Raw genomic sequence first — 22,730 nt, forward strand, 5'->3', positions numbered from 1 at the left:
TCCTGGTGTCCCCCGCCCGATACCGCGGTCGGGGCCGGTCGCCCGCCTCCGGCGTCATGCCGACCCCTTCCGCACCGACGGGCGGCCGGTCCGCTCCGCGCTGCGGTGGCGCGCCGCCGCGCCGTCCGCGCCGCCGTCCACGCCGTCCGTGCCCTCCGCCGCGCCCCGCAGCGAGTCGCCGCCGTCCCGGGCCGACGGGATCCGGGCGGTGAGACGGAAGACGCCACCCGGCCGGTACTGAGTGGTGAGGGCGCCGTCCAGGGACGACAGGCGCTCCCGCAGACCGGAGAGTCCGGACCCGCCGTGCCCGCCGCTGCGCCCCGCGCCGCCCGCCCCGCGCCCGGCCGGGTGCCTCGCCGAACGGGACGACGCCCGGACCCCGGACTCCACCTCCGCCCCGGAAGACGCCCTCGCCCCGGACGCCGCCACCCGCGCCTGCCCCGGAACGGGGACGCCGTCGCTCACCGGCGGACCGTCGCTCACCAACAGACCGCCGTCGCTCACCGGCGGACCGTCGCTCACCAACAGATCGCCGTCGTTCAGCGGCACACCGTCGTTCTCGATCACCAGCACCGCCGTCGCGCCCCCGGTGATCCGCAGCCGGATGCTGCACGTCCCGGCATCGCTGTGCCGGAGCACGTTCGTCGCCGCCTCCCGGACCACCCAGCCCAGCGCCGACTGGACCCCGGGTGCCAGCGCCGAGCCGTCGTCCCCCTCGACCCGGCAGGTGATCCCCGCCGCGCGGAGCACCGAACGGGCCCCGGCCAGCTCCACGTCCAGGTCGGCCTCCCGGTAACCCCGTACGACCTCCTGCACCTCGCGCTGGGACTCCCGCGCGATGCGCTGCACATCCTGCATCTGCTCGACGGCCTCGGGCCGGCCGCGCTGGGCGAGCTGCACCGCCAGTTCGCTCTTGAGCGCGATCACCGACAGATTCCGCCCCATCACATCGTGCAGATCCCGTCCGAACCGCAGCCGCTCCTCGGCGACCGCCAGCCGCGCCTGCAACTCCCGGGTGCTGGCCAGCTCCCAGACCGCGCACAGCAGCCAGGAGGAGAAGCCATAGGTGAAGGTCAGCACGGTGCCGCCCATGAGCGACACGATCCCGAAACCGATCACCTGCCGGCCGGGCAGGCCCACGGCCGCCGTTGCCCCGGCCATCGCGGCCGCGGTGCCCACCACCAGGTACAGCATGTGCCGCCGCTTGCGCATGACCAGCGACAACGATGCCATCCCGAAGCCGACCAGCGCGCAGAAGGCGATGCTGGTGAGCTCCATCTCCGGCAGCGCGCCGCTGGAGCACAGCGCCAGCACGGCCACGGCCCCCGCGGCGGACACCGTGCCCACGGTCACGGCCAGCCGGACGGGCCGCTCCCGCCGGTCGAGCGCCCAGTCCAGCCCGCGTGACGACAGCACCGCGCACATCACCGCATGCGCGGCGATGAGCAGGAACAGCCAGCCCCGCGCCTGCGACGAGCCCGCGGTGCCGGCCAGCTGTCCGCCGAGCCCCACGATCTCCATCAGCATGAAGAAGTGGAACGACCACCGGGTGTAGAGCTCGATCCGGGCAGCGTCGCTGCGCCGGTCCCACCACCTCGTCAGCTTCGACATCCGTACGCCCCCCGCTCGTGCCGCCTCCAGCGCCGCGGTTCCCTCGGAAACCCCGCGCTACAGGAAAGCACGGCTGTGACCGGTCGCCTCCGGTCCGGATTCGCGGGGGCGCGCCCCCGCACCCAGTGCCGACGGCATGGGGACCGAACGAGATGTAAAGACCGGACAGTCCGAAACCAGGGGAAATAATCCTGAACACCCTGAATGGGATGCTCGGAGAAGAAGGGAGGGACGTCTCACCGGGAACGCGCGGAAGCCGGGCCCCACCGGAACATGCGGCCCCCACGCGAAGGCCACGACCACCACATCAGAGTCTCCGCACGCGAAGAACTCTCCGCACACGAAGAAGGCCCCGGTCGTGATGACCGGGGCCTTCTCCTTCTGAGCGGACGACGAGATTCGAACTCGCGACCCTCACCTTGGCAAGGTGATGCTCTACCAACTGAGCCACGTCCGCATACCTCCGAACTTCAGCCCTTCGAAAAGGAGCTGCCGTCCGGCGCGACCACTACTGTACCCGATCCACCGGAGTGGTCGGAAAGTGATCAGAGCGGGTGACAGGGATCGCACACTGCGCCTCCCCCTTGGAAAGGGGGCGCTCTACTACTGAGCTACACCCGCGTGACTCCGTGAGGTCCGGCCCTGCGGCCTCGCCCCTCGGCGTGCTCCAGACTTTAGCTGATCACCCCGGGTGTCATGCAAGTCGGTTCAACGGGCGGCGTTGAACGCCTCGTAGACCTTCTTGGGGATGCGGCCGCGCGGCGGGACCTCCATGCCGTGGGACCGGGCCCACGCACGGACCGCCGACGGGTCGGGGGCGACGGAGGTGCGGTGGTACGCCTTGCCGGACTTGGCACGCTTTCGACCCGCCTCCACGTAGGGAGCGAGGGCGCCGCGCAGTTTCTCCGCATTGGCCTCGGTGAGGTCGATCTCGTACGACTTCCCGTCGAGCCCGAAGTTGACCGTCTCCGCCGCTTCCCCGCCGTCGATGTCGTCGGAGAGTGTGACCACTACGCGCTGAGCCACGGATATCGGTCCTTTCGTCCGACACCACCGCAATGACGTGCACGGATGCGGAGTGTCGAGATGTCTGTTGTCGGTTCTTTTTCATTTGTACAGCCGCAGGCATTGTATTGCGAAGCCCAGTTAATTCCGTCCGCGTGTCTCCCGGCAATCGGGGCCGCACGTTTTTCCCCGGATTTTCCTCGGCGGTTGCGGCGGTCGATACATGAACGTGACCGGGGCCAGCATATCTACTCGCGTAGATTTTCGAACGGGGTACGCTGAGGTCACCGCCTTACGCACCACACCATCGGGAGTGCCAGTGGCACGCGTCGTAGTCGACGTCATGCTCAAGCCGGAGATCCTCGACCCCCAGGGCCAGGCGGTGCAGCGTGCACTGCCCCGCCTCGGCTTCGACGGAATCGCGGACGTCCGCCAGGGAAAGCGTTTTGAACTCGAGGTCGAGGGGCCGGTCGACGACGCCGCACTCGCCCGTATCCACGAGATGGCCGGGACCTTCCTGGCCAACACCGTGATCGAGGACTTCACCGTGAAGGTGGAATCGTGACCGCCCGCATCGGTGTCGTCACCTTTCCCGGCAGCCTCGACGACCGGGACACCCGGCGTGCCGTGACCCGGGCCGGCGCCGAACCGGTGGCCCTCTGGCACCGCGACACCGACCTGCACCAGGTCGACGCCGTCGTCCTCCCCGGCGGCTTCAGTTACGGGGACTATTTGCGGGCGGGTGCCATCTCCCGCTTCTCGCCGGTGATGGAGACCGTCATCGAGCAGGCCCGGGCCGGACTTCCGGTCCTCGGCATCTGCAACGGATTCCAGGTGCTCACCGAGGCCCATCTGCTGCCCGGCGCGATGCTCGGCAACGACCACCTCCACTTCGTCTGCCGCGAGCAGAAGCTGCGGGTGGAGAACGCGGAGACGGCGTGGACCGCCGACTACGCCGCGGGCCAGGAGATCCACATCCCGCTGAAGAACATGGACGGCCGCTACGTCGCCGACGAGCGCACCCTGGACATGCTGGAGGCGGAGGGCCGGGTGGCGTTCCGCTACCTCGACGGCAACCCCAACGGCTCGCTCCGCGACATCGCCGGCATCACCAACGAGGCGGGCAACGTCGTCGGTCTGATGCCCCACCCCGAGTACGCCGTCGAGCCGTTGGTCGGCACCGGTGGCACCGACGGGCTCGGGTTCTTCACCTCGATCCTCAAGAAGCTGGTCAACGCATGAGGCCGGCCGCCGGAACCGCCGCGGGAGCCCTCGGGTGCCCCGGCACGCGACGCATGCACCACTCCGCGCGAAGGAGCGACCGAGCGTGACCCTCGACACCGTCAAGCACGCGGCCGAGAGCCCGGACACCGACCAGCCCTGGGCCGAACTGGGGCTCAAGCCGGACGAGTACGAGCGCATCCGCGAGATCCTGGGCCGCCGCCCGACCGGCGCCGAACTCGCGATGTACTCGGTGATGTGGTCCGAGCACTGCTCGTACAAGTCGAGCAAGGTCCATCTGAAGCAGTTCGGCGAGAAGGCCCCGGAGAACGACGCGCTGCTCGTCGGCATCGGGGAGAACGCGGGCGTCGTCGACGTAGGCCAGGGCTACGCCGTCACCTTCAAGGTCGAGTCGCACAACCACCCCTCGTACATCGAGCCCTACCAGGGCGCGGCCACCGGCATCGGCGGCATCGTGCGCGACATCCTCGCCATGGGCGCCCGCCCGGTCGCGGTGATGGACCCGCTGCGGTTCGGCGCGGCCGACCACCCGGACACCCGGCGCGTGCTGCCCGGTGTCGTCGCGGGCATCGGCGGCTACGGCAACTGCCTGGGCCTGCCGAACATCGGCGGCGAGGTCGTCTTCGACCCCTGCTACCAGGGCAACCCGCTGGTCAACGCCCTGTGCGTGGGCGTGATGAAGCACGAGGACATCCACCTCGCCAAGGCCAGCGGCCGGGGCAACAAGGTCATCCTCTACGGCGCCCGCACCGGCGGCGACGGCATCGGCGGCGTGTCCGTGCTCGCCTCCGAGACCTTCGACTCCACCGGCCCGGCCAAGCGCCCGGCCGTCCAGGTCGGCGACCCGTTCCAGGAGAAGCTGCTCATCGAGTGCACCCTGGAGATCTTCAAGGAGGACCTGGTCACCGGCATCCAGGACCTCGGCGGCGCGGGCCTGTCCTGCGCCACCAGCGAGCTGGCGTCGGCCGGTTCCGGCGGGATGCGCGTCGAGCTCGACACCGTGCCGCTGCGTGACTCCTCCCTCTCGCCCGAGGAAATCCTCATGAGCGAGTCGCAGGAGCGCATGTGCGCGATCGTCGAGCCGGGCAAGGTCGACCGCTTCCTGGAGATCTGCGAGAAGTGGGACGTCATCGCCACCGTCATCGGTGAGGTGACGGAGGGCGAGCGGCTGGAGATCTTCTGGCACGGCGAGCAGATCGTGGACGTGCCGCCGCGGACCGTCGCCCACGAAGGCCCGGTCTACCAGCGGCCGTTCGCCCGTCCGGAGTGGCAGGACGCCCTCCAGGCCGACCACGCGAACGCGCTGGCCCGGCCCGGGGACGGCGCGGAGCTGCGCGAGCAGGTCCTGAGGCTGGTGGCCTCGCCGAACCAGGCGTCCAAGTCCTGGGTCACCGACCAGTACGACCGCTTCGTGCAGGGCAACACGGTGCTGGCGCAGCCGGAGGACTCCGGCATGGTCCGCGTCGACGAGGAGACCGGTCTCGGTGTCGCCGTCGCCACGGACGGCAACGGCCGCTACGCCAAGCTCGACCCGTACACCGGCGCCCAGCTGGCGCTGGCCGAGTCCTACCGGAACGTGGCCGCGTCCGGCGCGAAGCCGCTCGCCATCTCCAACTGCCTGAACTTCGGCTCGCCCGAGGACCCGGCGGTGATGTGGCAGTTCGCCGAGGCCACCCGCGGGCTGGCGGACGGCTGCCTGGAACTGGGCACCCCGGTGACCGGCGGCAACGTCTCCCTCTACAACCAGACCGGCGAGACCGCCATCCACCCGACCCCGGTGGTCGCGGTGCTCGGCGTCATCGACGACGTCAACCGCCGCACGCCGATCGGTTTCGCGGAGGAGGGGCAGCTGCTGTACCTCCTCGGTGACACCAAGGAGGAGCTGGGCGGTTCGGCCTGGTCCCAGGTGATCCACGACCACCTCGGCGGCCTTCCGCCGGCCGTGGACCTCGGCCGGGAGCAGCTGCTCGCCGAGATCCTGATCTCCGGTTCCCGGGACGGGATGATCGACGCCGCGCACGACCTGTCCGACGGCGGTCTGGTGCAGGCGCTCGTCGAGTCCTGTCTGCGCGGCGGCAACGGCGCCCGGATCGTCGTCCCGGAGGAGCTGGACCCGTTCGTCCTGCTCTTCTCCGAGTCGGCGGGCCGCGCGGTCGTCGCGGTCCCGCGCAGCGAGGAACTCCGGTTCACCGACATGTGCGGTGCCCGCGGCCTCCCGGCCACCCGTATCGGTGTGGTGGACGGGGACGCGCTCGACGTCCAGGGCCAGTTCACCATCCCGCTGGCCGAACTCCGGGAGTCGCACGAGGCGACCATTCCGGGGCTCCTGGTCTGACGTTTCGCCCATCCGGAATGCCGCAGGTCCGGCTTCCGCACGTCCGGCGTTTCGCACGTCCGGCGTTCCGCGCCGTGGCCCCCGCTCGCATCAGGGCGGGGGCCACGCGCGTTCCGTGCGGTGCCCGGGCGCGTTCCGCTTCACCTGCCGGGCCTTTCCGGGCTCCGGGCGGGCCACCGGACGCCGTCCGCGCCCGTCCGCGTCCGCCGGAGCCCGGAGGCTCGCCGCTCAGCGCCAGAAGTCGTTCTCGACGTCGATGTCCTCGACGCACTCGTCGAGGTCGGTGATCTTCCCGCCGACGATGGTGAAGATGAGTCCGCCGGGCATCTCGACGCCGCGGTCCTTGCGGTCCGCGTAGCTCCGGTGGACGGACATGACGTGCCCCCGCCCGTCGGCGAAGAGGTGCTCGAGCTCGACCCGGAACGTGCCGTTGGTCTCCTCGGCGATGCGGCGGTACATCTGCAGAACGGCCTCGCGGCCCTTGTGGTGGCCCGAGAGCATGTGGTCACCCGGCACGTGGTGGGTGACGTCCGATGTCATCAGCGAGGACAGCGTGTCCATGTCGCCGTTGCTGAAGGCTTCGTAGCCCCGGCGCACCAGGGCACAGTCCGGGTGCTCAGCCATGTCGATTCACACCTTTCTCTCCCGAATTTGCCGTCTTTCCATCATCGGCCCGGCCCGGAAGGGTGTCCACGGCACCGAGGGTCCGGGCCCGTGCACCGCATAGGCTCGCCGTCATGCCGCCCCGTACGCGCCGCCCCCGGACCCGGACCTACGACTCCGCGAAGGTGAGAGCGGCCGTCACCGCGCAGCTGCGGCAGGTGCTGGACGCCGCCGCGGGGCTCTCCGACGACCAGCTCGCCCGCCCCACCCGGCTCGGCGACTGGACCGTGCGCCACCTGCTCGTCCACCTGGCCCGGGCCGTGGACGGCGTCGGGACCCTGCTGGACCTGCCCGCGCCGCCCGACCGGGAAGTGACGCTCACCGACTGGCCGTTCGTGATCGCCGGGTCCGCCGGGTCCGCCGGGCACGTCGACCGGAGCACCCGCGCCGCGACCCCGGCCGACGGGCCGGAGGAGCCGGAGGAGCTGCTGACGGCCGCCGTGGACCGGCTGGAACGCCTCCTCCCGGGAGCCCCCGACGACCGGCTGCTCGCCGTCCCCTCCGGCGCGATGCTGCTGGGCGACTACCTGGTCACCCGGTGTGTGGAACTCGTGGTGCACGGCGACGACCTGGCGGACGCGCTCGGCACGGAGATCCCGACGGACCGCCAGGCGCTCGCCGCCGCGACGCGGCTGTTCGCCGACGCGCTGGCGGCCCGGGCGCCCGGCGGCGCGGTGGAGGTGCGGATCCCGCCGTTCGCGGTGGTGCAGTGCGTCGAGGGCCCGCGCCACACCCGCGGCACCCCGCCGAACGTCGTGGAGACGGACCCGCTGACCTGGATCCGGCTGGCGACCGGCCGGACCGGGTGGGACGCGGCGGTGGAGGCGGGGGCGGTCACCGCGAGCGGGGAGCGCGCGGACCTGAGCGATCACCTGCCGCTCATGCGGTGACACCCGCGTCGGCAGCCGGATCCGGGCACTCGAAGCCCCCGCCCAGCCGGAGCCGCCCAGCCGGAGCCGCACGGCCAAGCTGCACGGCCGAAGCCGAACAACCGAAGCCGAACAACCGAAGCCGAACAACCGAAGCCGCACAGCTGAAGCCGGCGGACCCGAAGCCGGAATCCCCGGGGGGAACGCCCGAGGCAAGGCCGGCGGAGGCAAGGCCCGCGGCGGAAGGCAAGCCCGAGGCCCCCTCCCCGCCCCTCCGCTTCCGGCCACCGGAACGCCACCGTCCACCCGCCTCCCGGCCGTCCGGAGCCGCCGTCCGAAGCCCGGCCGGGAAGTGTGACGTAGACGTCATCGGAATCCGCCCCCGTCGCCCCGCACCCCCTTCCGGCCAGGCAGGACGCCGGTGTTCCGGCACCCGGACCGCACCGCGGACGCTCGGATGATCTTTCGGGAGGGCTTCACCGGTGTACGTGGTTCGGATGAATCCGCGACCTGGCCTAGACTCGGTGTCGTGCCACGTGGTGACGGACGACTCAACCACGATCTCCTCCCCGGCGAGAAGGGCCCTCAGGACGCTTGCGGCGTCTTCGGGGTCTGGGCTCCGGGAGAAGAGGTCGCCAAGCTCACCTATTTCGGGCTGTATGCGCTACAGCACCGGGGACAGGAGTCCGCGGGCATCGCGGTGAGCAACGGCTCCCAGATCCTCGTCTTCAAGGACATGGGTCTGGTCTCCCAGGTCTTCGACGAGACCTCTCTCGGCTCCCTCCAGGGCCACATCGCGGTGGGCCATGCCCGGTACTCCACCACCGGTGCCTCGGTCTGGGAGAACGCGCAGCCGACCTTCCGCGCGACCGCGCACGGCTCCATTGCCCTCGGCCACAACGGCAACCTGGTCAACACCGCCGAACTCGCCGAGATGGTCGCCGCCCTGCCGCGCGAGAACGGCCGCGCCACCCAGGTCGCCGCGACCAACGACACCGACCTGGTCACCGCCCTCCTCGCGGGCCAGGTCGACGAGGACGGCAAGCCGCTGACCGTCGAGCAGGCCGCCTCGCTGGTCCTGCCGCACGTCCAGGGCGCCTTCTCCCTCGTCTTCATGGACGACCACACCCTGTACGCCGCTCGTGACCCGCAGGGCATCCGCCCGCTCGTCCTGGGCCGGCTGGAGCGCGGCTGGGTCGTGGCGAGCGAGAGCGCCGCCCTCGACATCGTCGGCGCCTCCTTCATCCGGGAGATCGAGCCCGGCGAGATGGTCGCCATCGACGAGGACGGGCTGCGCGCCAGCCGGTTCGCCGAGGCCCGCCCCAAGGGCTGCGTCTTCGAGTACGTCTACCTGGCCCGCCCCGACACCGACATCGCGGGCCGCAACGTCTACCTCTCCCGCGTCGAGATGGGCCGCAAGCTGGCCGCCGAGGCGCCCGCCGACGCCGACCTGGTCATAGCGACCCCGGAGTCCGGCACCCCGGCCGCCGTCGGGTACGCCGAGGCCAGCGGCATCCCCTACGGCTCGGGCCTGGTCAAGAACTCCTACGTGGGCCGGACGTTCATCCAGCCGAGCCAGACCATCCGCCAGCTCGGCATCCGGCTCAAGCTCAACCCGCTCAAGGAAGTCATCCGCGGCAAGCGCCTGGTGGTCGTCGACGACTCGATCGTCCGCGGCAACACCCAGCGCGCGCTGGTGCGGATGCTCCGCGAGGCCGGGGCCGCCGAGGTCCACATCCGGATCTCCTCGCCCCCGATCAAGTGGCCGTGCTTCTTCGGCATCGACTTCGCCACCCGGGCCGAGCTGATCGCCAACGGGCTGTCGGTCGAGGAGATCGGCAAGTCCCTGGGCGCGGACTCGCTGGCGTACATCTCCATCGACGGCATGACCGAGGCGACCACCATCGCCAAGCCGAACCTCTGCCGCGCCTGCTTCGACGGCGAGTACCCGATGGACCTGCCCGACCCGGAGCTGCTGGGCAAGCACCTCCTCGAGGCCTCCGCCGCCGAGCCGGCGAAGCCCGCCGCGCCGCGCAGCGATGTGGACGGGGTCGGGACACTGACGGCCGGTATCGGCGCCGCCGACGCGCTGCGCCGCCCGTAGAGCCCGCCATCAACGACACGAAAGATCTCAAGGCCATGTCTGAGACCACTGGTGCCAGCTACGCAGCCGCGGGCGTGGACATCGACGCGGGCGACCGCGCCGTCGAGCTGATGAAGGAGTGGGTGAAGAAGGCCACCCGCCCGGAGGCCCTCGGGGGCCTCGGCGGCTTCGCAGGCCTCTTCGACGCCTCCGCCCTCAAGCGCTACGAGCGTCCGCTGCTGGCGTCGGCGACCGACGGCGTCGGCACGAAGGTCGACATCGCCCGGCAGATGGGGGTCTACGACAGCATCGGCCACGACCTGGTCGGCATGGTCGTCGACGACCTGGTCGTCTGTGGCGCCGAGCCGCTGTTCATGACCGACTACATCTGCGTCGGCAAGGTCTACCCGGAGCGGGTCGCCCAGATCGTCAAGGGCATCGCCGAGGGCTGTGTGCTGGCCGGCTGCGCGCTGGTCGGCGGCGAGACCGCGGAGCACCCCGGCCTGCTGGGCCCGGACGAGTTCGATGTCGCCGGCGCCGGCACCGGTGTGGTCGAGGCCGACCGGCTGCTCGGTGCGGAGCGCATCCGCAGCGGCGACGCGGTGATCGCCATGGCGTCCTCCGGTCTTCACTCGAACGGGTACTCGCTGGTCCGGCACGTCGTCTTCGACCGGGCCGGCTGGTCCCTGGACCGGGAGGTCGCGGAGTTCGGCCGCAGCCTCGGCGAGGAACTACTGGAGCCCACCAAGATCTACTCGCTGGACTGCCTGGCGCTCACCCGCACGACCGAGGTGCACGCTTTCTCGCACATCACCGGCGGCGGGCTCGCCAACAACCTGGCGCGGGTCGTCCCCGACCACCTGCACGCCACGGTCGACCGCTCCACCTGGACCCCCGGCCCCGTCTTCGACGTGGTCGGCGCGGCCGGACAGGTGGCGCGGCCCGAGCTGGAGAAGACGCTCAACATGGGCGTCGGCATGATCGCCGTCGTTCCGCAGGAGTCGGTCGACGTGGCCCTGGCCACGCTGGCCGACCGCGGTGTGGACGCCTGGGTCGCCGGCCGGGTCACCGAGCGCGCGGACGCGGCCGAGGCCGTGTCCCTGACCGGCGACTACGCCGGCTGAGGAGCCGGGCCGTGCACAGGGCCGGGGACCGCGGAGCGCCCCGACAGGCCGGACTCCGGCCGCGGGGCCTGCGCGGAGGGCCGTCCCGGCCCACGGCCCGGGACGGTGCGCACTCCCGGCCGGGCCACCGGTCCCGGCACTGTGTCCGGACACGACAAGCGTCCGGACACGACAATGGGCCGGCCCGGGGATATGTCCCGGACCGGCTCAGCGGTCGTGCAGTGGACGGCCTCGCTGCGTACGCGCCGCGGCCGGAGCCGCAGCAGACAGCGTCAAGCGCGCCGACGATAGGCGGACTGGTCGGACGACTGCTCGTCGTCCTCGTCCTCGTCGTTGTAGCGCTCCGCGTACTGTGCGTACGGGTCGTCGTCCAGCTCATCGTCCTCGAACGGCTCGCCATTCGGCGGCTGGCTCGAATTCGATGCGCCCAGCTCCTGAGCCAGGCGTGAGAGATCAGTCCCACCGCTGTTGTACTTCAGCTGGCGGGCGACCTTCGTCTGCTTGGCCTTGGCCCGGCCGCGCCCCATGGCTCGACCCCCTCAACGACGGGGCTCGACGGCCCCAGAGTCTTGACACGCGTTCATGAGTCGGAGCGGACTCCCCTGGGAGAGACCGGTCCGTAGGGCTTCAACGGTACCTGCTTCCGTGGCCATACGGTACGTCGTCCGCAGGACGCGCCACACCGCAGGACCCGCGGGGAGCCCCGTCCCCGCTGGTCAGTCGCGATTTTACCGGCCGGCCGGGATCGACCCGCCGAGGTGAGGTGAGTTCCGTCTCGTCAGCGGCGGACCCGGGGGCCGGAAGGCCTCTGCCGGGCGTTCGCCGGCCCCGCCGCGGGCCGGTGAAGTCCGCCCGGAGGCGGGGGAGCGGCCCACAGCGGGGTGAACGGTGCGTGAACGGCGCCCGGGACGGCCCGGGCGCCGGGCGTCAGCGTGCGCTACGGGCGCGCGATTCGGCCATGCGCTGCTCGGCGATACGGTCCGCTGCGGCGGCGGGCGGGATGCCGTCGGCCTTGGCCCGGTCGAAGATCGCCAGAGTGGTGTCGAAGATCTTCGTCGCCTTGGCCTTGGCCCGCTCGAAGTCGAAGCCGTGCAGCTCGTCCGCGACCTGGATCACGCCGCCGGCGTTCACGACGTAGTCCGGGGCGTAGAGGATGCCGCGGTCGGAGAGGTCCTTCTCGACGCCCGGGTGGGCCAGCTGGTTGTTGGCCGCGCCGCAGACGATCCGCGCGGTGAGCACCGGGACGCTCTCGTCGCTGAGCGCGCCGCCGAGCGCGCACGGAGCGTAGACGTCCAGATCGTCCCGGATCAGCGCGTCGGTGTCCTGCACCGCGATGACCTCCGGGTGCTTGGCCCGGATGCGGTCCACGGACTCGGCGCGCACATCGGTCACCACGACCTGGGCGCCGTCCTCCAGCAGGTGCTCGACGAGGTGGTGGCCGACCTTGCCGACGCCCGCGATGCCGACCCGGCGGCCGCGCAGCGTCGGGTCGCCCCACAGGTGCTGGGCGCTGGCGCGCATGCCCTGGAAGACGCCGAAGGCGGTCAGGACGGAGGAGTCGCCGGCGCCGCCGTTGGCCGGGGAGCGGCCGGTGGTCCACTGGCACGTGCGGGCGACGACGTCCATGTCCGCGACATAGGTGCCGACGTCACAGGCGGTGACGTACCGGCCGCCGAGCGAGGCCACGAAGCGCCCGTAGGCGAGCAGCAGCTCCTCGCTCTTCAGGGTGTCCGGGTCACCGATGATCACGGCCTTGCCGCCGCCGTGGTCCAGCCCTGCCAGGGCGTTCTTGTACGACATGCCACGGGCGAGATTGAGGGCGTCCATGACGGCCTCGGCGTCGGAGGCGTAGGCATGGAAGCGGGTGCCGCCGAGGGCCGGGCCCAGGGCGGTCGAGTGGAGCGCGATGACGGCCCGCAGGCCGGTCTCGCGGTCCTGGCAGAGGACGACCTGCTCGTGTCCGCCCTGCTCGGAGCGGAAGAGGGTGGACAGCACGCCGAGATCGTCGGCTGGCGGGGGAACGTCGGTCACGGTGGTGACTCCCGAAGCGTGATGGGACGCCCTCCTGTGGGTGGGGAGGGCCGGCTGGGGTCAGGGTAGATCCTGTGCGGCCTCCGGGGCACCGAGGTGCCCCGATCGGGGGTCCGGGGCTCCGGCATTCGGCGGTCGGCGCCGGTGCACCCGGCCGCCCCGGAGCGCCCCGGGGGCGCCCGCACGTGGGACGATCAGCACTGTCAGGTGGCAACTCGCGGCGGCAGCGGAGGAGTAGGCGCGTGAGTCCGGCGTCATCGGTGGTCGTTCCGTACGCGGCGTATCTGCGGGTGTACGAGCCGCTGGCCGCCTTCCCCGAACCCGAGCGCTCGCACTGGTACCGCTATGCCGCCCGGGAGGAGCTGCCCACGGCGCAGGACGAACTCCGACGCTCGCTGGCGGATTTGCTGCCGGTGCCGCCGGTGCCCGTCCCGGTGCACGAGAGCAGCGACGCCTTCGTGGCGGTCGTGGACGGCGTGACCTGCGTCTGTCCCTGGCGCACCCGGCTGCGCGGCTGGCTGGCCCTGGAGGAGCTGGCGGAGACCCTGCCGACGCCGGTGCTGGACGCCGTGCTGCCGCCGGTGGTGCGCCGGCAGGCCGAGGCGGACTACGAGCAGTGGCTGGAGCGCAATCCCGACGCCCGCCCGTGGATCCGCTCGGCGACCTGGCATGTCCCGGTCCGGTGGTTCGTGCTCTTCGCGGACAAGGAGCGCGAGCACCTCAAGGGCGGGGAGGGTCCGGTGCTGCGCTACCGGACCCCGATGGTGCAGGCCCGCCGCCGGGTGGCCCGCGGGCTGAAGGTGCTGCGCGACGCCCTGGACGAGGGAACGCTGATCGACGGCCTGGAGGACGTCGGAAAGTGGCTCGAGGAGTTCCATCCGCGGTCGCTCGTGGAGCTCGACTACGGAGGGCTGGTGCATGCTCTTCCCGAGGACCTGCTCACCGAGGACCATTCGGCCGCCGATGTGGCCGAGGGGCTGAAGGCGCTGCGCGACGGAGACGGCGCGCGGGCCGGCGAGGCGTACGAGCGGCTCACGGACCGGTGGCGCGGAGTGCGGGAGCGCCAGTTCGCGAGCTGAGGGAGCGTCTCCGCGGGCCGCATGCGGAGGGTTGACCCGAGGCAAGGGACTTAAGTCCCGATCCGGGCCAACGTGGCAAGGGTGATGGACGGCACTAAGCCGGGCCTTGCCCTCAACCACTACCCTCGTGTCAAAATAGGACAAGGAGTCCAGGAAGGGCTCCTTCCGTCCAACTAAGGGCGGAAAGATCGGTATTGCACTGCTTGGTGGGTCTCGTGGCCTCTGGTCACGCTGTGACTGATCGTCACGACGGCGTGACTGTCCGCTATGGCATGGTCCATCGGCATCCGCCGAGGTTGAACACCTCAGAGGGCAATTCCATCGGTTTGGCCGACCCGGCTGGACGGATGGTGTAGTTGTAGTGCCGAGGACAAGCCGTTCGTCCTATAACCGACTCGGCCTGCGTGCGCCATTTCGGGCAACGCGGGTCAAGGTGCAGAATTTAGAGGAAAGAACCGTGATGGTTCGGTTCTCCCGAGGAGGCCGCTCATGACCGCTCGCACCCCTGATGCCGAGCCGCTGCTGACCCCGGCTGAGGTTGCCACGATGTTCCGCGTGGACCCGAAGACGGTCACGCGCTGGGCCAAGGCTGGCAAGCTCACGTCCATCCGTACGCTCGGTGGACACCGGCGCTACCGCGAAGCGGAGGTCCGGGCGCTGCTCGCGGGCATTCCGCAGCAGCGCAGCGAAGCCTGAACAACCGCATAACCGGGCAATTCGGGGCCCCCAACCCGGCTGTTGCCCACCTCAGCTCCACACGACGGGCGCCTGCCCCAACAGGTTCCTTCCCTCGGCATCGAGGGTGCGTCGTTTGATCGCGCTGGACTCCGCCGGGTCCAGCGCGATCTTTTTGTGTCCGCACCCGCCCGGTGACCCAACGGCCCCCGGGTGGCGGGTTCCTGGCCGGCGGGCCGTCGCCGGCGGCCGGACGGGCAGGTGGCCGGTGCGGAGCGGACGGCTCCGGGCGAGCTCCCCGGTGGCCTTCCGGGGGATGCGGACAGGGTGCCGCTCCCGAGAGTGCAATTGCACATATTAAATTGAGCTGTTGTAGGGAGGGGTTAAGTTCCCCCCTTTTTTAAACTTCGTCGGTGACTCCCGTCACATGGCCTCAAGCTTGTACTGCTGGGTAACCCTGCGGTAGTGGACACGCCGGACGCATCGCGTCCGATCGCCACTCGGAGGCGGGCCGGTCAAGCGGTGGGAGTGCTTCCGGATTCATCGCACCCCGGGGCTCCCTGCGGGGCGATGCGGCCGCAGGCGGCGTTCTGAGGGGTCGGCGCGGCCTCGGGGCCCTGATCGGCGCGGGAGTTGCGGCGAGGCCGCGAGGCGGCGTCCTGGGAGGTTTGTGCCGTCGCGGTGTCGGGGGTGGTGCCGGAAGCGGCGGCGGTGCCGTCGTGCGGGCCGGTGCCGGCGGGCGCGTCGGACGTGCCGGACTCGGCGCCCGTTCCGGACGGGCCCGACTCCGCGGGTGTTTCGGACGGGACGGGCATGGACTCCGGCCCGGCCGTCCGGTCCGGGGAGCGCCGGCTCTCCGTCGGTTCCGTGTCCGGCATCCCGCCCGGTCCCTCCCGGTCCCGCGATGCCGGAGGGCTCCCCGTGTCCGCGCTCCGCTCCGCGGGCTCCATCGCCAGCCGCAGCAGCCGGTGGCAGATCGGGCAGTGCCGGGTCAGGTGGCGGTAGCCGGAAGCGGCGGCCAAGTGCGCCCGCAGCAGGGCCTTCGTCTCATGTCGGACCGGTGTCCTCATGTGCGGCACCTCCCGGGCTCCCCGTTCCCCTACGTGCCTGGGTACTCGGGGTCCGGGCCGCAGTCAAGGAGGCGGGAACACGAAGAAGGCCCGGATCCTGGGGATCCGGGCCTTACTGCTGCGGTCCTGACGGGATTTGAACCCGCGGCCTCCACCTTGACAGGGTGGCGAGCACTCCAAACTGCTCCACAGGACCAGGTGTCGCAGCGGCGATCTCTCTTCGCTGCGATACGAGACTCTACAGCAGGTCAGGGGGTGCGGTCGAACTCGCGCCCGCGCGGGGTGCCCGGAGCCGGGAACCACCGCCCCCGGCGGCGCTCCGGCCCGGCTCTCAGGCCCCCGGGACCGCCGCGTCGACCGCCTTCACGATCCGCTTGTCCGACACCGGGTACGCCGTTCCCAGCGCGTGCGCGAAGTAGCTGACCCGCAGCTCCTCGATCATCCAGCGGATCTCCCGGGCCTGCTGCGGCACCGGCTTCCCCGCGGGGAACTGCTCCAGCAGCCAGGCGTACTCGTCCTGCATCTCCTTCACCTTCGCCATCCGGGTGCGGTCCCGCTCGGCGTTGGTGGGGAGCTGCTGGAGGCGCCGGTCGGCGGCGACCAGATAGCGCAGCAGATCGGGCAGCCGGCGGGCGCCGTGATCGGTCACGAAGCCCGGCTTGATGAGCCCCGCCAGCTGCTCCTTGAGGTCGGTGAGCGACGGCAGGAGCACCGGGGACTTCGTGGCCTTCAGCCGGCCCTCGCAGGAGTGCCAGGCCGCCAGCACCTCCTGGACGGCGCGGACGGTGTCCAGCGTGGCGTCCACCAGGTCGGCGCGCACCGCGTCGAAGAGCTTGCGGAAGCCCTCCTCGTCCCAGGCCGGGCCGCCGCGGGCCGCGATCAGCCGGTCGGCCGCCGCGGTCACGCAGTCGTCGAAGAGCGCCTGCACGCTGCCGTGCGGCGAACGGGACAGCGCCAGCTTCGCCTGGTTGCTCAGCTTGCCCTGGGCGAACTTGGCCGGGTTGGACGGGATGTTGAGCAGGATCAGGCGGCGGGTGCCGCGCCACATCGCCTCGGCCTGCTCCGCCTCGGTGTCGAAGAGCCGCACCGCGACCGTGGACCCCTCGTCGACCAGCGCCGGGTACGCCTTCACCGGATGGCCGGCCCGCCGGGTCTCGAAGGTCCGCGGCAGGGCGCCGATCGTCCACCGGGTCAGGCCGGTGCGCTGTTCCGGGCCCGCGCTGCCCGGGGCCGCGTCCGCGGCCTTCTCGAAGGCCTTGGTGATCGCAGCCCGGGTCCGGGGCTTCAGCTTCAGCTGCAGCCCCTGGAGGTCCTTGTCCTCGGCGAGCTTGCGGCGGCGCTCGTCGATCACCCGGAAGGTGATCTTCAGATGGTCGGGGACCCTGCCGGGGTCGAAGTCCTCCGCCGTGACCGGCACCCCGACCATGCGCTGGAGCTCGCGGGCGAGCGTGAGCGGCAGCGGCTCCTGGCGCGGCACCGCCGAGTCGAGGAACCGGCGGGCGAAGTCGGGCGCCGGGACGTAGTTGCGCCGGATCGGCTTCGGCAGCGACCGGATCAGCTCGGTCACCAGGTCCACGCGCAGCCCCGGGATCTGCCAGTCGAAGCCCTCGGCGGTGACCTGGTTGAGCACCTGGAGGGGAATGTGCACGGTCACGCCGTCCGCGTCCGTGCCCGGCTCGAACTGGTAGGTCACCCGGAACTTCAGCTTCCCCTGCCGCCAGGAGTCCGGGTAGTCGTCCTTGGTGACGGCTTCCGCGTTCTCGTTGATCAGCATCGACTGCTCGAAGTTGAGCAGTTCCGGCTCCTCCCGGCGCTTGTGCTTCCACCAGGAGTCGAAGTGGGCGCCGGAGACGACGTGCTCGGGGAGCTTCCGGTCGTAGAAGTCGAAGAGCGTCTCGTCGTCGACCAGGATGTCGCGGCGGCGGGCGCGGTGCTCCAGCTCCTCGACCTCGCCGAGCAGCTTGCGGTTGTCGTGGAAGAACTGGTGGTGGGTGCGCCAGTCGCCCTCCACCAGGGCGTTCCGGATGAACAGCTCGCGGCTGGTCTCCGGGTCGATGCGCCCGTAGTTGACCTTGCGCTGGGCGACGATCGGCACGCCGTACAGCGTCACCCGCTCGTACGCCATCACCGCCGCCTGGTCCTTCTCCCAGTGCGGCTCGCTGTAGTTCCGCTTGACCAGGTGCTGGGCGAGCGGCTCGATCCACTCGGGCTCGACCCGGGCGTTCACCCGCGCCCACAGCCGGGAGGTCTCGACCAGCTCCGCCGACATGATCCACCGCGGCGGCTTCTTGAACAGCGCCGAGCCCGGGAACACGGCGAACTTGGCGCTGCGCGCGCCCAGGTACTCGTTCTTGTCGGTGTCCTTCAGCCCGAGGTGCGAGAGCAGACCGGCGAGCAGGGAGGTGTGCACCCGCTCCGGCGCCGCGTCCTCCTCGTTCAGGTGGACGCCCATCGACTTCGCGACCTGGCGCAGCTGGGTGTAGATGTCCTGCCACTCCCGTATCCGGAGGTAGTTCAGGAACTCGTTGCGGCACATCCGGCGGAACGCCGACGAGGACAGCTCCTTCTGCTGCTCCCGGATGTAGCGCCACAGGTTGAGGAAGGCGAGGAAGTCGCTGGTCTCGTCCTTGAAGCGGGCGTGCTGCTGGTCGGCCTGCTGCTGCTTGTCCGACGGCCGCTCGCGGGGGTCCTGGATGGACAGCGCCGCGGTGATCACCATGACCTCGCGGACGCAGCCGTTGCGGTCGGCCTCCAGCACCATCCGGGCCAGCCGCGGGTCGACCGGCAGCTGCGACAGCTTGCGCCCGGTGTCGGTGAGGCGCTTCTTCGGGTCCTTCTGCTGCGGGTCGAGCGCGCCGAGCTCCTCGAGGAGCTGGACGCCGTCCTTGATGTTGCGGCGGTCCGGCGGGTCGATGAAGGGGAACTTCTCGATGTCGCCGAGGCCCGCCGCGGTCATCTGGAGGATGACGGAGGCCAGGTTGGTGCGGAGGATCTCGGCGTCGGTGAACTCCGGCCGGGAGAGGAAGTCCTCCTCGGAGTAGAGCCGGACGCACACGCCGTCGCTGGTCCGCCCGCAGCGGCCCTTGCGCTGGTTGGCGCTGGCCTGCGAGATCCGCTCGATGGGCAGCCGCTGCACCTTGGTGCGGTGGCTGTAGCGGGAGATCCGGGCGGCGCCCGGGTCGATGACGTAGCGGATGCCGGGGACGGTCAGCGACGTCTCGGCGACGTTGGTCGCCAGGACGATCCGGCGGCCCGTGTGGCGCTGGAAGACCCGGTGCTGCTCGGCGTGGGACAGCCGGGCGTAGAGCGGCAGCACCTCGGTGTGCCGGAGGTTCTTCTTGTTGAGCGCGTCGGCGGTGTCGCGGATCTCCCGCTCGCCGGAGAGGAAGACCAGGATGTCGCCCGGGCCTTCGGCCTGCAGCTCGTCCACCGCGTCGCAGATGGCGGTGACCTGGTCGCGGTCGCCCTCCTCGCCGCCCTCCTCCAGCAGCGGCCGGTACCGCACCTCGACCGGGTACGTCCGCCCGCTGACCTCGACGATCGGTGCGTCGCCGAAGTGCCGGGAGAAGCGTTCCGGGTCGATCGTCGCCGAGGTGATCACGACCTTGAGGTCGGGGCGGCGGGGGAGCAGCTGGGCGAGGTAGCCCAGGATGAAGTCGATGTTGAGGCTGCGCTCGTGGGCCTCGTCGATGATGATCGTGTCGTACTGGCGCAGCTCGCGGTCGGTCTGGATCTCGGCGAGCAGGATGCCGTCCGTCATCAGCTTGACGAGGGTGTCGCCGCCGACCTGGTCGGTGAAGCGGACCTTCCAGCCCACGGCCTCCCCGAGCGGGGTCCGCAGCTCCTCCGCGACCCGCTCGGCGACCGTCCGGGCCGCGATCCGGCGGGGCTGGGTGTGGCCGATGAGGCCCCGGACACCCCGGCCGAGCTCCAGACAGATCTTCGGGATCTGGGTGGTCTTGCCGGAGCCGGTCTCGCCCGCGACGATCACGACCTGGTGGTCGCGGATCGCCTCCAGGATGTCGTCCTTCTTCTGGCTGACCGGGAGCTGTTCCGGATAGTCGACCGCCGGGACGGCGGCGCGACGCCGGTCGACCCGGTGCGCGGCCTGGTCGACCTCGGCGGCGATCTCGTCGAGGACGGCCTGCCGGGCCTCCGGTTTACGGATGCGGCGCGCGCCGTCGAGACGGCGGCCGAGCCGCCGCTCGTCGCGGAGGGTCAGCTCGGACAGCCGCTCCTGCAGAGCGGCGAACGCGGGGGAGGCGGAAGGCGAGGATGTAGGCATACCTGGTCAAGGATCTCACCCCGCCGAAACTGTCGGCCAACCATTTCCGTAACGACCGGGCGGGGGCGGTATCGGAGGGCCGCCGCGCTGCCGGGCCCGGCCGAGTATCGGGTCGGGAGGGGCGGCACGCGGGGCCGGCCGGGGAGGCGCGCCGTGGGCCGGGAAAGGCTTGGCGGGGCGGGGATCCCGGGTGGAACGATGAGCCCATGCAGAGTGGATTACGCCGGATCGGCTCAGTGGTGATGGTACTGGCGGGGGTCGCCGTTGCGTCCTGGCTGGTGTTCGGCCCTCCCCATGACTGGGAGGGGTCCATGCGGTGGGTGCGCTGGGCCCTCGCGGCCATGAGTCTGGGGATCATCCGGGGAGGGGTGCACCTGTTCTTCCCCGAGAAGTCCGAGGGGCATGCCCGGGAGGGCGAGGCGGCGGAGCCCGAGCCCGCCGGACCCGGGGGCAGCGGCTGACCCGGGGCCCGTCCCGCCCGCCGGCGCCCCCGGCTCCCGACGTGAGAGCCCCGCTCCTTTCGACGAGGAGCGGGGCTCTGAGCTGTGCGGGTGGTGCCGGGTTGCTGTGTGGGTGGTGCCGGGCGGGTCACTTCACGTCGACGTAGTCCTCGTGGCCGCCGGCGACGAAGTGTCCGCTGTCGGCGTCGAGGAAGACCGGGGCCCAGGTGCCGTCCCGCCGCGCGGTGAACCCCTTGCTGAAGCTGCCGTCGGACTTCGTGGTCGTCGTCCCCATCAGCGACCACTCCTGCAGGCCCTTGGGCCGGAACAGGATCTGCACCTTCTGCGCGCCGTAGCCCTTCCAGCCCGGCTTCCGCTCCTGCAGGGTGCCCCGCACCGTGAGCGTGCGGCCCTTGCGCACGGGCTCCGGCGAGGCGCCCGCGCCCTTGATCCGCGTCAGGGTGCGGCTCGCGTGGACGGCGGTACTCGTGGTGCCCTTGATGTCCGCGGTTCCGGCGTACTGCAGCCGCCAGTGGCCGTCGGTGTGGCCGGGCAGCTGCTCGGTGAACCGGGAGCCGAAGGAGACGTCGGTCGTCCTGCGGGTCGTCCATCCCGTGCGGCCGTCCGGCGAGTACTGGATCCGGACCGGAACCCGCCCGGACGGCTCGTCCCGGCCCGTGATCCTCAGACGTCCGGCGATCTCGAGGCCGACGTTCTTGTCGAGCGAGGCCGAGAAGTCCTCGAACGCCGTCCGCGCCACGACGTCGACCGTCACCGCCGCGGTGGTGGTGCGGTCGATCCAGGGGTTGCGCCCGGCGGGGAAACCGACCTGCCAGGTGGCGCGCTCCGTCGCGTACTTGGTGAAGGTGAAGCGGCCCGACGGGTCGCTCGTCGCCTCGACCGGGTCGCAGGCGGTGCAGTTCTTCCGGTCCAGCGCCAGCTTGACGCCCGGCAGCGGCTTCCACGCCGTACCGCTCCGGTACTGCAGCAGCCCGGAGACGTCCACCTGCTGCCCGAGGTCGACCCGGTGCGAGCTCTTGTCCAGCACGATCCGGGTCGGCGCGGCCTTCGGGGTGACGGCGATCCAGTCCGCGTGGGCGTACCCGAGGCCGCCCCGGTACGTCGCCGAGGCCCAGCCGCCCTGCTCCAGTTCGTGCGAGACGGAGAAGTGCCCGGCGGCGTCGGTGGTGGCGGTCGCCTCGCCGTTCCGGTCGAGGGAGACCTCGACCGGGGCGTCGGGCAGGGCAGTGGTGTCGCGGGTGACCGGGTCGCGGACCACGAGGTCGCCGGTCGCGGTGACCGTCCGGTCCTCCAGGGTCGGTGCGGTCGGTGTGACGCGGAAGGACGAGAAGACCGGCTGCTTCGCGTAGTGCAGCGTGCCGGCGTCCTTCTTCGTCGTGGTCGCTCCGGAGGCGTCGGTGACCTCCACGTCGATCGCGTAGTCGCCCAGTTCCTTCAGGCGGACGGGCGCGGAGCTCCAGACCCCCTCGTCCGGGCCGACCCGGTCGCTCTCGGTGAAGCCCTTGACGGTGGCGACCTCGGTGTCGCTGCCCTGGGGCCGCACATGGGCGGTGACGTCGGTGATCGGTCCGCTGTGGTTCAGCCGGACGTCGATGACGGACCAGTCCTTCAGGGAACTGCCGACGTCCTCGATGGCCGGGCCTGCCGCGTAGGCCGTGCCGGGCACGACGAGAGCGCTGACGAGCGCGGCCACAGCCGTGGCAGCGCCCATGGTGATGCGTTTCAAGAACCCCCCCGGGTCCACATGCTCACTCGCGCATCCGCGCGGAGCAGTTGATCGTATCGGGATGTGCGCCGCAAGGAGTGCCCGACCCCGACAAAGCGGCAGAAGATCCGACCCGGCGGCGCAACGGACGATCCGACCCGACGCCGCAGGGGAAGACCTGACGCCGACGACGCGGCGGACGCGCGGGGCGGCGGCCGGAGCGGAAGGGGAGGCCGGAAGGGAATGGGCGGCCGGAAGGGATCCGGGGCCGGCCGGAAGGGATCCGGCGGCCGGAAGGGACGGGAGGCCGGAACGTGGGCCCTGTGCGCCGTGTCCGGTTGTCCCCACCGCGTGCTGCTGTCCCCAACCGTGTGCGGTTGCCCCCACCGTGTGCGGTTGCCCCCACCGTGTGCGGCGGCCATCGGCCCCGCCAAGCGTCGGCCCACCAGCCGTCGGCCCACCAACCATCGGCCACCACCGCCGGCCCGCCCG

17 protein-coding genes and 3 tRNA genes are annotated in these 22,730 nt (G+C 71.3%); 9 read left to right on the top strand and 11 right to left on the bottom strand.

The features are described from left to right. Positions 1–54: 54 nt before the first annotated feature. From ABT112_RS28085 to ABT112_RS28100, 4 genes are all read right to left on the bottom strand, one after another. Positions 55–1,611 carry a sensor histidine kinase gene (locus ABT112_RS28085; RefSeq protein ID WP_351514234.1) on the bottom strand — a complete coding sequence of 519 codons (1,557 nt, stop codon included), beginning with the start codon at positions 1,609–1,611 and terminating at the stop codon, positions 55–57. Positions 1,612–1,995: 384 nt separating this feature from the next. Next, positions 1,996–2,068, bottom strand: a tRNA-Gly gene (locus ABT112_RS28090). A 92-nt stretch (positions 2,069–2,160) separates the two neighbouring features. After that, positions 2,161–2,232: transfer RNA gene (locus tag ABT112_RS28095), tRNA-Gly, on the bottom strand. Between the two features lie 87 nt (positions 2,233–2,319). Further along, on the bottom strand, positions 2,320–2,637 hold the full coding sequence (locus ABT112_RS28100; RefSeq protein WP_351514235.1) for a histone-like nucleoid-structuring protein Lsr2: 318 nt from the start codon (positions 2,635–2,637) through the stop codon (positions 2,320–2,322). 298 nt (positions 2,638–2,935) lie between these two features. Between ABT112_RS28100 and purS the strand changes: the two genes are divergently transcribed. From purS to purL, 3 genes are all read left to right on the top strand, one after another. Further along, positions 2,936–3,181 (top strand): phosphoribosylformylglycinamidine synthase subunit PurS, encoded by a 246-nt coding sequence (gene purS / locus ABT112_RS28105; protein ID WP_351514237.1) that lies wholly within the window; start codon positions 2,936–2,938, stop codon positions 3,179–3,181. Continuing rightward, positions 3,178–3,858 (top strand): phosphoribosylformylglycinamidine synthase subunit PurQ, encoded by a 681-nt coding sequence (gene purQ / locus ABT112_RS28110; protein ID WP_351514238.1) that lies wholly within the window; start codon positions 3,178–3,180, stop codon positions 3,856–3,858. Before purS ends, purQ begins: the two co-directional genes overlap by 4 nt. Before the next feature lie 85 nt (positions 3,859–3,943). Further along, a complete protein-coding gene (purL, locus tag ABT112_RS28115) occupies positions 3,944–6,193 on the top strand; it encodes a phosphoribosylformylglycinamidine synthase subunit PurL (protein WP_351514240.1) in 2,250 nt (749 codons plus the stop codon). 228 nt (positions 6,194–6,421) lie between these two features. Here the strand turns inward: purL and ABT112_RS28120 are convergent, their stop codons facing one another. Further along, complete coding sequence (locus tag ABT112_RS28120) at positions 6,422–6,817, bottom strand: nuclear transport factor 2 family protein (protein WP_351514242.1); 396 nt, start codon at positions 6,815–6,817, stop codon at positions 6,422–6,424. 113 nt (positions 6,818–6,930) lie between these two features. Here ABT112_RS28120 and ABT112_RS28125 point away from each other — a divergent pair, with 113 nt between their 5' ends. The 3 genes from ABT112_RS28125 (at position 6,931) to purM (ending at position 10,932) form a co-directional block, all read left to right on the top strand. Next, on the top strand, positions 6,931–7,746 hold the full coding sequence (locus ABT112_RS28125; RefSeq protein ID WP_351514244.1) for a maleylpyruvate isomerase family mycothiol-dependent enzyme: 816 nt from the start codon (positions 6,931–6,933) through the stop codon (positions 7,744–7,746). Positions 7,747–8,254: 508 nt separating this feature from the next. Beyond that, positions 8,255–9,829 carry an amidophosphoribosyltransferase gene (purF, locus tag ABT112_RS28130; protein ID WP_351514246.1) on the top strand — a complete coding sequence of 525 codons (1,575 nt, stop codon included), beginning with the start codon at positions 8,255–8,257 and terminating at the stop codon, positions 9,827–9,829. 35 nt (positions 9,830–9,864) lie between these two features. Next, positions 9,865–10,932 (top strand): phosphoribosylformylglycinamidine cyclo-ligase, encoded by a 1,068-nt coding sequence (gene purM, locus ABT112_RS28135; RefSeq protein WP_351514248.1) that lies wholly within the window; start codon positions 9,865–9,867, stop codon positions 10,930–10,932. A 272-nt stretch (positions 10,933–11,204) separates the two neighbouring features. Here purM and ABT112_RS28140 read toward each other — a convergent pair whose 3' ends face one another. Both ABT112_RS28140 and ABT112_RS28145 read right to left on the bottom strand, forming a co-directional pair. Further along, positions 11,205–11,459, bottom strand: coding sequence for a DUF3073 domain-containing protein (locus ABT112_RS28140; RefSeq protein WP_351514250.1), 255 nt, complete (start codon positions 11,457–11,459; stop codon positions 11,205–11,207). Between the two features lie 400 nt (positions 11,460–11,859). After that, positions 11,860–12,963 (bottom strand): Leu/Phe/Val dehydrogenase, encoded by a 1,104-nt coding sequence (locus ABT112_RS28145; protein WP_351514251.1) that lies wholly within the window; start codon positions 12,961–12,963, stop codon positions 11,860–11,862. Between the two features lie 242 nt (positions 12,964–13,205). On the opposite strand from ABT112_RS28145, the gene ABT112_RS28150 reads away from it, so the two are divergent. Both ABT112_RS28150 and bldC read left to right on the top strand, forming a co-directional pair. Further along, positions 13,206–14,042 (top strand): DUF8083 family protein, encoded by an 837-nt coding sequence (locus tag ABT112_RS28150; protein WP_351514253.1) that lies wholly within the window; start codon positions 13,206–13,208, stop codon positions 14,040–14,042. Positions 14,043–14,531: 489 nt separating this feature from the next. Beyond that, positions 14,532–14,738 carry a developmental transcriptional regulator BldC gene (gene bldC, locus ABT112_RS28155; RefSeq protein WP_003949541.1) on the top strand — a complete coding sequence of 69 codons (207 nt, stop codon included), beginning with the start codon at positions 14,532–14,534 and terminating at the stop codon, positions 14,736–14,738. A 494-nt stretch (positions 14,739–15,232) separates the two neighbouring features. Here bldC and ABT112_RS28160 read toward each other — a convergent pair whose 3' ends face one another. From ABT112_RS28160 to hrpA, 3 genes are all read right to left on the bottom strand, one after another. Further along, complete coding sequence (locus tag ABT112_RS28160; protein ID WP_351514255.1) at positions 15,233–15,787, bottom strand: DUF6274 family protein; 555 nt, start codon at positions 15,785–15,787, stop codon at positions 15,233–15,235. Positions 15,788–15,908: 121 nt separating this feature from the next. Then, positions 15,909–15,983: transfer RNA gene (locus tag ABT112_RS28165), tRNA-Asp, on the bottom strand. Positions 15,984–16,118: 135 nt separating this feature from the next. Then, positions 16,119–20,072, bottom strand: a complete 3,954-nt coding sequence (hrpA, locus tag ABT112_RS28170) for an ATP-dependent RNA helicase HrpA (RefSeq protein ID WP_351514257.1) — start codon at positions 20,070–20,072, stop codon at positions 16,119–16,121. A gap of 206 nt (positions 20,073–20,278) precedes the next feature. Between hrpA and ABT112_RS28175 the strand changes: the two genes are divergently transcribed. Then, a complete protein-coding gene (locus tag ABT112_RS28175) occupies positions 20,279–20,533 on the top strand; it encodes a hypothetical protein (protein WP_351514259.1) in 255 nt (84 codons plus the stop codon). A gap of 127 nt (positions 20,534–20,660) precedes the next feature. On the opposite strand, the gene ABT112_RS28180 is transcribed toward ABT112_RS28175, so the two are convergent. Then, positions 20,661–22,259 carry a hypothetical protein gene (locus ABT112_RS28180; RefSeq protein WP_351514261.1) on the bottom strand — a complete coding sequence of 533 codons (1,599 nt, stop codon included), beginning with the start codon at positions 22,257–22,259 and terminating at the stop codon, positions 20,661–20,663. Positions 22,260–22,730 lie beyond the last annotated feature (471 nt).

This window comes from Streptomyces sp. NPDC002055, from assembly GCF_040296705.1.
Classification (GTDB): Bacteria; Actinomycetota; Actinomycetes; order Streptomycetales; family Streptomycetaceae; genus Streptomyces.

Excerpts from the sequence above, each read along its gene's own strand:
- ABT112_RS28085 (WP_351514234.1), bottom strand. The coding sequence starts at position 1,611 with ATGTCGAAGCTGACGAGGTGGTGGGACCGGCGCAGCGACGCTGCCCGG.
- ABT112_RS28120 (WP_351514242.1), bottom strand. The coding sequence starts at position 6,817 with ATGGCTGAGCACCCGGACTGTGCCCTGGTGCGCCGGGGCTACGAAGCC.
- ABT112_RS28125 (WP_351514244.1), top strand. The coding sequence starts at position 6,931 with ATGCCGCCCCGTACGCGCCGCCCCCGGACCCGGACCTACGACTCCGCG.
- purM (WP_351514248.1), top strand. The coding sequence starts at position 9,865 with ATGTCTGAGACCACTGGTGCCAGCTACGCAGCCGCGGGCGTGGACATC.
- ABT112_RS28140 (WP_351514250.1), bottom strand. The coding sequence starts at position 11,459 with ATGGGGCGCGGCCGGGCCAAGGCCAAGCAGACGAAGGTCGCCCGCCAG.
- bldC (WP_003949541.1), top strand. The coding sequence starts at position 14,532 with ATGACCGCTCGCACCCCTGATGCCGAGCCGCTGCTGACCCCGGCTGAG.
- ABT112_RS28160 (WP_351514255.1), bottom strand. The coding sequence starts at position 15,787 with ATGAGGACACCGGTCCGACATGAGACGAAGGCCCTGCTGCGGGCGCAC.
- hrpA (WP_351514257.1), bottom strand. The coding sequence starts at position 20,072 with ATGCCTACATCCTCGCCTTCCGCCTCCCCCGCGTTCGCCGCTCTGCAG.
- ABT112_RS28175 (WP_351514259.1), top strand. The coding sequence starts at position 20,279 with ATGCAGAGTGGATTACGCCGGATCGGCTCAGTGGTGATGGTACTGGCG.